The 8,766-nt window shown below is 74.9% G+C and carries 10 protein-coding genes; 4 read left to right on the top strand and 6 right to left on the bottom strand.

What is annotated here, in order from left to right; genetic code table 11:
• Window positions 1-218: 218 nt before the first annotated feature.
• The 3 genes from G1H19_RS19620 to G1H19_RS19610 all read right to left on the bottom strand — a co-directional run bounded on the left by G1H19_RS19620 (window position 219) and on the right by G1H19_RS19610 (window position 2,146).
• The gene (locus G1H19_RS19620) at window positions 219-680 is read right to left on the bottom strand and encodes a DUF6194 family protein (RefSeq protein ID WP_152727237.1); all 462 of its coding nucleotides are present in this window, start codon (window positions 678-680) and stop codon (window positions 219-221) included.
• 180 nt (window positions 681-860) lie between these two features.
• Window positions 861-1,529, bottom strand: a complete 669-nt coding sequence (locus G1H19_RS19615; protein ID WP_162393651.1) for a DUF2461 domain-containing protein — start codon at window positions 1,527-1,529, stop codon at window positions 861-863.
• The gene (locus tag G1H19_RS19610) at window positions 1,526-2,146 is read right to left on the bottom strand and encodes a GNAT family N-acetyltransferase (RefSeq protein ID WP_235928449.1); all 621 of its coding nucleotides are present in this window, start codon (window positions 2,144-2,146) and stop codon (window positions 1,526-1,528) included. Before G1H19_RS19610 ends, G1H19_RS19615 begins: the two co-directional genes overlap by 4 nt.
• Window positions 2,147-2,217: 71 nt before the next feature.
• Here G1H19_RS19610 and G1H19_RS19605 point away from each other — a divergent pair, with 71 nt between their 5' ends.
• Window positions 2,218-3,432, top strand: coding sequence for a winged helix-turn-helix domain-containing protein (locus G1H19_RS19605; protein WP_152727238.1), 1,215 nt, complete (start codon window positions 2,218-2,220; stop codon window positions 3,430-3,432).
• Between the two features lie 79 nt (window positions 3,433-3,511).
• Window positions 3,512-4,264 (top strand): FAD-dependent thymidylate synthase, encoded by a 753-nt coding sequence (gene thyX, locus G1H19_RS19600; protein ID WP_174278072.1) that lies wholly within the window; start codon window positions 3,512-3,514, stop codon window positions 4,262-4,264.
• Between the two features lie 9 nt (window positions 4,265-4,273).
• On the opposite strand, the gene G1H19_RS19595 is transcribed toward thyX, so the two are convergent.
• Window positions 4,274-4,807 carry a hypothetical protein gene (locus tag G1H19_RS19595; protein ID WP_152727239.1) on the bottom strand — a complete coding sequence of 178 codons (534 nt, stop codon included), beginning with the start codon at window positions 4,805-4,807 and terminating at the stop codon, window positions 4,274-4,276.
• 85 nt (window positions 4,808-4,892) lie between these two features.
• Between G1H19_RS19595 and dapA the strand changes: the two genes are divergently transcribed.
• Entirely contained in the window at window positions 4,893-5,789 is an 897-nt protein-coding gene (gene dapA, locus G1H19_RS19590; protein ID WP_152727240.1) for a 4-hydroxy-tetrahydrodipicolinate synthase, read from the top strand.
• Window positions 5,786-7,486: a ribonuclease J gene (locus G1H19_RS19585; RefSeq protein WP_322099378.1), complete on the top strand. Its 1,701-nt coding sequence runs from the start codon at window positions 5,786-5,788 to the stop codon at window positions 7,484-7,486. The genes dapA and G1H19_RS19585 overlap by 4 nt, the downstream gene beginning before the upstream one ends.
• Here the strand turns inward: G1H19_RS19585 and G1H19_RS19580 are convergent.
• Entirely contained in the window at window positions 7,483-8,193 is a 711-nt protein-coding gene (locus tag G1H19_RS19580) for an anti-sigma factor family protein (RefSeq protein WP_162393652.1), read from the bottom strand. The two genes, G1H19_RS19585 and G1H19_RS19580, sit on opposite strands and share 4 nt — an antisense overlap.
• The gene (locus tag G1H19_RS19575) at window positions 8,190-8,723 is read right to left on the bottom strand and encodes a sigma-70 family RNA polymerase sigma factor (RefSeq protein WP_152727241.1); all 534 of its coding nucleotides are present in this window, start codon (window positions 8,721-8,723) and stop codon (window positions 8,190-8,192) included. Before G1H19_RS19575 ends, G1H19_RS19580 begins: the two co-directional genes overlap by 4 nt.
• Window positions 8,724-8,766: the final 43 nt, after the last annotated feature.

Raw genomic sequence — 8,766 nt, 5'->3', positions numbered from 1 at the left:
GGGAGAGTAGGACGCCGCCGGACATCTATTCGACAAGGGCCGACACCCACAGGGTGTCGGCCCTTGTCGCATTCCCGGGCACGAGCATCAGGGCTGCGCGATCGTGCCCGTCCAGGGGCTGCGCGATCTCGTCCACGTGGATGTGCGGGCATCCGCGCCGACACCGGTGCGCCGGGGCTCCTGACCTCGTGGCGTCGACGCCCGGCGTCACCGCCGGTTCAGTCGAAGGGGCTGGACTCCGCACGCCGGTCGTGTCGGGCGCGAGCGGCCTCGTGTGCGACGTCGATCAGCCTGCGCACCTCGTCGCGCTGGGTGTCCGGCGAGACGATCGACAGCCACCCGGCGCGGCCGTACACCGGGTGTGGGAACCAGGCGTCCCGCGCACGGGGGGCGTCGGCCTCGGCGCCACGAGCACCCAGCGCCCGTGCGAACTCTGCTGCCGGCACGGCGAGGTTGAGTCGGAAGGCCCCGGGCTCGTCCAGTCCGGACACGGGTTCGTCGGGGTGGTCCTTGGTGACGACCGTGGCGAAGGGCTGCGTCGGCGGGATGCGTCCGCCGGGTGCGTAGTAGATGAAGGCGTCTCCCCAACTGATCTCCGGCGACCCGTCTCCCGGTACGCGCCGCACGACCATCACGGAGTCCAGCGCCACGGCGTGGGCGATGCAGTCGTCGAGGTCCATCCCGTCAGGATCACAGCGTTCCCGTAGCCGTCCTCAGGCTGGGCCACCATGCCTCGAGGAGGGGGCCCACGGCGGTGTCTGACCCGGGCCGTCGTCGACAGGTCGACGCCCGGGGAGGCCGGTGTCCGCCAGGCGAGTCGCGGGGGCTCGCGGAGCCCAGGGGCTCCCTGCTGAGCCCGGTCAGCGGCGGGGGGAACGCTCGACGGTGGTCGCCCCGACGTTGTCGGCCAGCCACCGGTTCAGGGCGCTGAACTCCCGCCAGCTGTCCCGCACCCGAGTGGCTGCCTGGCGGGTGTGCAGCCAGCCGGCCGGCGGCCAGTGACGGGAGGCGTGCAGCGAGCGGTGCCGCAGCAGGTCGATCCGTGGGTGGTCGGCCGGGTACCCGCGCGGACTGCGCACCAGCCGGTCGCCCTCGATGGTGAAGCCGGCGCCGCGCAGCCGGGCCACCTCTTGCTCCAGGGCGCCGCCCGGGACGTCGCTGTCCACGGCCCGGCGGTACCGCTCCACCTGGTCGGACTCCAGCCGCCAGCTCCCCCCGGCGACGAGCAGGCCCTCGGCGGACACCTGCACGTACCAGGCGCCGGTCCCGCTGCCGCTGTCGTGCACCACCGCGCCGGCGTGGGTCTTGTACGGCGTCTTGTCGTTGCTGAAGCGCACGTCGCGGTACGGGCGGAAGACCTTGGCGTCGCCACCGAACTCGGGGGCCACCTCGTCCAGCAGCGCCTGCAGCGGTGCCCGGACGTGCGCTTCGTACTCGGCGCGGTGGTCGGTCCAGTAGCTGCGGGTGTTGTCCGCCTCCAGGCCCTCGTAGAACACCAGCCCGGCGTCGGGGAAGCCGGTGAACGTCACGACGGCCCAGCCTCGCCGAGCAGCGCGTGCCAGCTGTGCACGACGAGCGGCCCGCTGCCGGTGTCCAGCGTGCGCACCCACCCGTCGCGCGCCCACCCGGCCGCCTCCAGGAAACCGGCCGTGACCGTGTCACCGACCGGCAGCCACATCTGCAGCCGCCGGGCGCCGGTGCCGGCCGCGGTGTCGGCCACGGCCGCGAGCAGGCGGCTGCCGTGCCCGCGGCGCCCCCAGCGTGGCTCGACCAGGAGGGCGGCGACCTCGGTGGTCGGGCCGTCGGGGGACGTCGACTCGCCCCCGCTCAGGTCCGGTGGGCCGAACGCGGCGAACCCGACGAGTGCGTCCTTCTCCCGGGCCACCAGCACCCCGTGCGCGGCGGTCGGCGGGGCGCTGACGGCCGTGGCCCACGACGTGGCCGCCGTGTCGTCGTCCCAGCCGTCCAGCACGGCGGCGGGCAGCACGGAACGGTAGGCGGTGCGCCAGGTCAGCCCCTGCACCCGGGCGATGTCGGCGGCGTCGGCGACGACCGCCGGTCGGACGGAGACGTCGGCGCCCGGGGCGCCGGCCGTCGGCGTGCCGACGGCGACGGGTCCGCCGGGCAGGGCAGCAGGGAGGTCCACCGGGCCAGCGTAGGCAGGTCGCGGCAGGCTCGGCGCTGCGTCCTGTCGGAGGGCCGGTGCACCATCTGCGCATGAGCGCACCGGTGGTCCGACTGTCTGCCGCGTCGGCCCGCCGCATCGCGCTGGCTGCGCAGGGCTTCACCGGTCCCCGCCCCGGCGCCACGGTCGGCACCCGCCAGCTGAGGGCTGTGGTCGACCGGCTCGCCGTCGTCCAGATCGACTCGGTCAACGTGGTCTCCCGGTCGCACTACCTGCCGGCCTTCAGCCGGCTCGGCAGCTACCCGCGGGCCGCGATGGACGCCCTCGCCGGCACGCGGCACGACCTGTTCGAGTACTGGGCCCACGAGGCGTCCTTCCTGCCCGTGCGGCTGCACCCCCACCTGCGGTGGCGGATGGCGGCGGCGCAGGAGCAGGCCTGGGGCAACATGGTGCAGATCCAGCGGGAACGGCCCGGGTACGTCGCCGAGGTGCTGGCCCGGGTGCGTGAGGGTGGCCCGCTGCGGGCCAGCGAGCTGGCCGAACCGCGGCCGGAGCCGGCCGGCACGATGTGGAACTGGCACACCGGCAAGGTCGCGCTGGAGTGGCTGTTCTACACCGGCGTGCTCACCGCCCGGCAGCGCACCGCCGGCTTCGAGCGGGTCTACGACCTCACCGAGCGGGTGCTGCCCGCCGCGGTCCTGGCCCAGCCCACCCCCGACCGTGCCGACGCCGTCCGGGAACTGGTGCGCACCTCGGCGCGGGCGATGGGCGTGGCCACCGAGACCGACCTGCGCGACTACTTCCGGCTCGGCGTGGCCGACACCCGCCAGGCGATCGCCGAGCTCACCGAGGCCGGTGAGCTGCTGCCGGTCGAGGTCGACGGCTGGCAGCGGCCGGCGTGGCTGGACCCGAACGCGCGGCGGCCCCGCTGGGTGCGGGCCCGGGCGCTGCTCAGCCCCTTCGACTCCCTCGTCTGGGAGCGGCCGCGGATCGAGCGGCTGTTCGGCTTCCGCTACCGGCTGGAGATCTACACGCCGGCGGCGCGGCGGGTGTACGGCTACTACGTGCTGCCCTTCCTGCTGGGCGACGCGCTGGTCGCCCGGGTCGACCTCAAGGCCGACCGGCAGGCCGGCGTGCTGCGGGTGCAGTCCGCCCACGGCGAGCACGGGGTGGACGCCGGGCAGGTGGCCGACGAGCTCGCGGCAGAGCTGCGGCTGATGGCCGACTGGATGCAGCTGGAGGACGTCGAGGTCGCCGAGCGGGGCGACCTCGCCCAGGACCTGCGGATCGCGGTGACCGCCCGCTGACCGGGGTCCGGGCGGCGCGCCGGTCACGACCGGAACGGGAGCCTGAAGGCGTCGGGGCGCCCGCCCGTAGGCTGTGCCGGTGCCAGCCATCGCCCCGCTGAAGGTCCAGGTCGTCGCCCAGACACAGTTCACGCCGCCGGCCGACGTGCCGTGGGAGACCGACGTCGACGGCGGTCAGGCGCTCGCCGAGTTCGCCGGGCGGGCCTGCTACCAGTCCTGGGCGAAGCCCAACCCGGCGACCGCCACGAATGCCGGCTACCTGCGGCACATCCTCGAGGTCGGCCACCTCTCCGTGCTCGAGCACGGCACGGTGAGCATGTACCTGACCGGGGTGTCCCGGTCGCTCACCCACGAGCTGATCCGGCACCGGCACTTCAGCTACAGCCAGCTGTCCCAGCGCTACGTGCCCGAGCGCGACGCCGCCTTCGTCGAGCCCGCCGTCATCGCCGAGGACCCGGAGCTGCACGCCCGGTTCACCGCCGCGGCCGACGCCGCCCTGGCCGCCTACACCGAGCTGCTGCAGGGGCTGGAGGAGCACTTCGCCGACGTCCCGAACGCGACCCTGCGCCGCAAGCAGGCCCGGCAGGCCGCCCGCGCCGTGCTGCCCAACGCCACCGAGACCCGCATCGTGGTCACCGGCAACTACCGGGCCTGGCGGCACTTCATCGCCATGCGGGCCAGCGAGCACGCCGACGTGGAGATCCGCGAGCTGGCCATCGCCTGCCTGCGCGAGCTGCAGCGGGTGGCCGGCAACGTCTTCGAGGACTTCCGGGTCAGCGCCCTGCCCGACGGCACCGAGGTCGCGGCGAGCCCGTACGTCAGCGAGGGCTGACCCGCCCGCTCACGACGACGGCGTCACCGGGGCCGCGGCGGCCCACAGCGCCTCGACGGCGGCGGTGACCTCGCCCTGCCCCGGGGTCGCGTCCACCTCGGCCGCGACGCCCGCGGCCACCGCGCTCTCCGCGTGCAGCGCGTGGAGCTCCTCGGGGGTCAGCCGCGGGGTGCGGGCGGCCCGTTCCCGGCTGACCGCCAGCGGCACGCGCAGCGCGACGACGAACGGGGCCGCCGTCGAGGTCCGGTAGACCTCGGCGACCGGGCCGCGCACCACGTCGCACAGCACCACCTCCACCCCGGCCGCGGTGAACGACGCCGCCAGCAGGCACGCCTGGACGGCGGCCAGCCGGTGCTGCGCCTCACCGGCGCCGGGCCGCCACGGGTCCACCGCGCCGGAGCGCACCAGCGCGCGCACGTCGTCCACCTCGACGACGGCGCACAGCGCCCGCCCGGCGGCCAGTGCGGCCGCCACCGCGCTCTTCCCGGCACCCGGCGGGCCGGTGAGCAGCAGGGGGCGGCGCAGCGGCGCGGGCTCGGTCACCCGCCCATCCTGGACCAGTGCACAGCCGGTTCGACCGGCCCGGGTGCACCTGCCGCCCCGGGGCCGGGTCGGTAGATTCCCAGCCATGACCTCCGACCCCGCGAGACCCTTCGGGCGCGTCCTCACGGCGATGGTCACCCCCTTCGCCGCCGACGGCTCGATCGACCTCGCGGGTGCCCAGCAGCTGGCCGCGCACCTCGTCGACCGGTGCGCGCACGACGGGCTCGTCGTCTCCGGGACGACCGGGGAGTCGCCCACCGTCAGCGACGCCGAGCAGCGCGCGGTGCTCGAGGCCGTGCTGGACGCCGTCGGGGACCGCGCCGTCGTCGTCGCCGGGGTCGGCACCAACGACACGGCGCACAGCATCGAGAAGGCGCGCGACGCCGCCCGGCTCGGCGCGCACGGGCTGATGGCCGTGACGCCGTACTACAACAAGCCCCCGCAGGCGGGCCTGCTGCGGCACTTCACCGCGATCGCCGACGCCACCGACCTGCCCGTGATGCTCTACGACATCCCACCCCGATCGGGCATCCCGATCGAGGTCGACACCCTGGTGCGGGCGGCGGAGCACCCGAACATCGTCGCGGTCAAGGACGCCAAGGGCTCGCTGACGGACGTCTCCTGGACGATGGCCCGCTGCGACCTCGCGTACTACTCCGGGGAGGACGCGCTGAACCTGCCGCTGCTGGCCATCGGCGCGGTGGGTGTGGTCAGCGTCGTCGGCCACCTCGTGGGCCCGCGGCTGGCCGAGCTGGTCGCCGCCGTGGAGAGCGGTGACCTCGCCCGCGCCCGGGCCCTGCACACCGGGCTGCTGCCGGTGTGCCGCGGCGTGTTCCGCACCCAGGGCGCGATCCTGGTCAAGGCCGCGCTCACCGAGCTCGGGCTGCCCGCCGGGCCGGTCCGGCCCCCGCTGGTCGACGCCACCGCCGAGGAGGTCGCCCAGCTGCGCGCCGACCTCGCGGAGGGGGGCGTGACGCTGTGACCGCGCCGGTGGGCCAGCCGCACCTGGACCTGGAGGCGCCGCCGCCGCTGCCGCCCGGCGCGCTGCGCGTCATGGCGCTCGGCGGGCTGGGCGAGATCGGCCGCAACATGGCCGTGCTGGAGTTCGACGGCCAGCTGCTGGTCATCGACTGCGGCGTGCTGTTCCCCGAGGCCGAGCAGCCCGGGGTCGACCTGATCCTGCCCGACTTCGGGGTCATCGAGCACCGCCTGGACGACGTCGTCGCGGTGGTGCTGACGCACGGCCACGAGGACCACATCGGTGCGGTGCCCTACCTGCTGCGGATGCGCCCGGACATCCCGCTGGTGGGCTCCCGGTTCACCCTGGCGCTGGTGCGCGCCAAGCTGCGCGAGCACCGGATCGACCCGGTGCTGGTGGAGGTGGCCGCCGGCGACGACCACGTGGCCGGGGAGTTCCACTGCGAGTTCATCTGCGTCAACCACTCCATCCCCGACGCCCTCGCCGTCGCCGTGCACACCCCGGCCGGGGTGCTGGTGCACACCGGTGACTTCAAGATGGACCAGCTCCCGCTGGACGGGCGGCTGACCGACCTCGGCACCTTCGCCCGCCTCGGCGCCGAGGGCATCGACCTGCTGCTCAGCGACTCGACCAACGCCGAGGTGCCCGGCTTCGTCACCCCCGAGCGCAGCATCGGCCCGGTGCTGGACGACGTCTTCGAGCACGCGGCGCAGCGGCTGATCGTCTCCAGCTTCGCCAGCCACGTGCACCGCATCCAGCAGGTGCTCGACTGCGCGGTGCGGCACGACCGCAAGGTGGCCTTGGTGGGCCGCTCGATGGTGCGCAACATGGGCGTCGCCGCCGACCTGGGCCTGCTGCGCGTGCCGGCCGGGCTGATGGTGCGCCTGGACGACGCGATGACGATGCCGCCGGAGCAGGTGGTGCTGATCAGCACCGGCTCCCAGGGCGAGCCGCTGTCGGCGCTGGGCCGGATGGCCCGCGGCGACCACCACCACGTCACCATCGAGGCCGGCGACACGATCGTGCTGGCGTCGTCCCTGGTGCCGGGCAACGAGACGGCGGTCTACAAGGTGATCAACGGCCTCGCCCGGCTTGGGGCCACCGTGGTGCACAAGGAGACCGCCCGGGTGCACGTCTCCGGGCACGCACCGGCCGGTGAGCTGCGCACGCTGCTCAACGTGGCCAAGCCGCGGTACCTGATGCCGGTGCACGGGGAGTGGCGGCACCTGCGCGCGCACGCCGCGCTGGCCGAGCAGACCGGCATGACCGCCGACCGGGTGGTCCTCGCCGAGGACGGCGTGGTCGTCGACCTGCTCGACGGCAAGGCCTCGATCGTGGGCAGCGTGCCGATCGGCAACGTGTACGTCGACGGGCTCGCCGTCGGCGACGTGGGGGAGGAGTCGTTGCAGGACCGGCGGATCCTCGGTGACGAGGGGTTCGTGGCGCTGACCGTGGTGGTCGAGCCGTCCACGGGCACGATCGTGCGCCCGGTGCACCTCACCGCCCGCGGCTTCTCCGACGACCCGGCCGCGTTCGCTCCCGCGCTCGCACTGGTCGAGGACGAGCTGCGGCGCCAGCTCTCCACCGGGCCCTACGACGCGCACCGGCTGTCCCAGGTCATCCGCCGCACGGTGGGCAAGTGGGTGTCCGACACCTACCGTCGCCGGCCGATGATCATCCCGACCGTGCTCGAGGTCTAGAAGACCGAGCTGAGCACGACCTCCCCGCTCGCGTCGAGCACCTGGAACCCGGCGGCGTCCTGCCGCAGCACCGACGAGCTCATGTTGCAGTCCAGCTGCCCGGGGCCGACCCCGAGGAACGCCCCGCCGGTCACCGCGTCGCCGTCGGTCTCCTCGACCACGAGCCGGTACACCTCCCCGGCGGTGAACCCGGCGCCGGAGAGCTTGACCTCCACGCCCCAGGTGTGCGGCACGATGTCCGCGGTCGCGGAGATGTCGTCGTCGGCCACCTGCACGGCCACCTGCTCCAGCGGGCCCTGCGGCGGGCCGGGTCGGGCGATCCAGCCGACCCCGAACGCCGCTGCGGCGATCCCGACCGCGGCGGCGGCCCCGGCCAGCCGGGTGCGCCGCCGGCGCCGCTCGGCGAGGTCCACCGGGCGCGGGCCCTGGGCGGCGATCCGGGCGAGGACGGCGGCGCCCAGCTCCGGCGGCACCGGTGGGTCCTCGTCGATCCGGTCCGGGTCGACGTCGGCGAGGCGGGCGGCCAGCGGCGACAGCGCCGCGACCTCCGCACGGCAGCCGGCGCACCCGTCCAGGTGGGCCCGGACGGCAGCGCGCTCGTCGTCCGTGCCGTGGCCCAGGGCGTACACCCCCAGCTGCTCCCGCACCGCCCGGTGGGCCGGGTCCGGGGCTCCCCGCCCCGCTGCCCCGGCAGTCTGCTCGTTCACGGTTCCACCCCCATCTCCTCCATCGCCAGTCTCAGTGCCTTGAGCCCGTAGAACACCCGGCTGCGCAGCGTCCCCACCGGGATGCCGAGCTCCGCCGCCACCTCGCCGTGCGGCCGGCCGCGCAGGTGCGTCTGCACGATCGCCACCCGGTGGTCCTCACCGATCCGGCGCAGCGCCTCCTCGACGACCCAGGCGTCCACCAGCCGGTCGGTGACACCGGTGTCCGCGGGGCCGGTGACGTCCGAGCCGTCGGTCAGGTCGCGCTGCCACGGCCGGACGGCGAACCGCCGCGCCTCGTCCACCACGACGTTGCGGGCGATCGCGAACAGCCACGTGCGCAGGCCGGACAGCTCCGGGTCGTAGGAGTCCGCGGCCCGCCAGGCGCGCAGGAACACCTCCTGGACCACGTCCTGTGCCGCCCCGCCGTCACCCAGCTGGCGCAGGGCGAAGCGGTAGAGCTCCGGGCCGTGGGCCGCGTAGGCGGCCTGCACGTCGAGGGCCTCGGTCTGCGCCGGACGGTGCCGCGCCATCGCTGCTCCCTGTCCTCGCCGTGACGACCCGGACGGACGTCGT

This window comes from Goekera deserti (assembly GCF_010685995.1).
In the GTDB taxonomy this organism is placed as follows: Bacteria; Actinomycetota; Actinomycetes; order Mycobacteriales; family Geodermatophilaceae; genus Goekera; species Goekera deserti.
Note: the sequence above shows the minus strand (reverse complement) of the source record. Positions and strands in the feature narration are given on the sequence as shown.

Bases quoted from the DNA above. Each gene is read 5' to 3' on its own strand.
- G1H19_RS19620 (WP_152727237.1), bottom strand. From the start codon at position 680: ATGGACCTCGACGACTGCATCGCCCACGCCGTGGCGCTGGACTCCGTG.
- G1H19_RS19605 (WP_152727238.1), top strand. From the start codon at position 2,218: ATGAGCGCACCGGTGGTCCGACTGTCTGCCGCGTCGGCCCGCCGCATC.
- dapA (WP_152727240.1), top strand. From the start codon at position 4,893: ATGACCTCCGACCCCGCGAGACCCTTCGGGCGCGTCCTCACGGCGATG.
- G1H19_RS19575 (WP_152727241.1), bottom strand. From the start codon at position 8,723: ATGGCGCGGCACCGTCCGGCGCAGACCGAGGCCCTCGACGTGCAGGCC.